Origin of the sequence: Roseovarius sp. D22-M7, from assembly GCF_037083785.1 — a bacterium.
Lineage (GTDB): Bacteria > Pseudomonadota > Alphaproteobacteria > Rhodobacterales > Rhodobacteraceae > Roseovarius.
The window spans coordinates 1-635 of the sequence record NZ_JBAPKY010000221.1 but is presented as its reverse complement, the minus strand read 5'-3'; the positions used below and the strand labels follow the sequence as shown (position 1 = coordinate 635).

The window sequence follows — 635 nt, the reverse complement described above, 5'->3', positions numbered from 1 at the left end:
AGATCGTCCCCGGTCCAGAGGTCCTGGGCGTCCAGACCCCGACCGTCGCGGATATAGACGAGGGGGACGAAACCGTCACCGCCGCCATCCACGTCGACCTCGAGCCGGCCGATGGTGCCCTGTTTCTCGATCCGCACATGGCCCGCGATGCTGCTGCCGTCGTAATTCGACAGCATGTCGCGCAGCTCCAGCCGGTCGCCCTCGGCGAGGTTGAAATCCTTCAGGTCGTCGCCGGGGTTCAGCAGATCTTCGGGCAGGAACACGAAGGTGTCCGCGCCGGCGCCACCCTGCAGCTTGTCCGGATCCGCACCACCGATGATGATGTCGTCGCCGGTGTCGCCGAGGATGGTGTCGCGCCCGGCAAGTCCGAGGATCGTGGTGTTCTCTCCCGGCAGCCCCTGCAATATGTCGTCGCCGGACGTGCCGATCACGTCGCCCTCGATCTCGGGGGCGGGCGGCAGCGGCGTGGTATCGAGGGTCAGCCCCGGTCCGGCGACGGTCGCGCTGTTGCCCGCGCCATCGGTCGCCGTGACGGAGCTCGTCAGCGCCCCGTCGGCAAGCGTGGAAAGATCGAGGCTGACCGGGCCGTCCGCCCCGATCGCACCCGAGGTGACGGTCGCGATGCCATCGCTGAC

At 68.5% G+C, this 635-nt stretch carries 1 protein-coding gene; it reads right to left on the bottom strand.

The annotated features are described in order from the left end of the window. On the bottom strand, window positions 1-635 hold a 635-nt coding region (locus tag V8324_RS22245), incomplete at both ends, for a calcium-binding protein (RefSeq protein WP_336422042.1).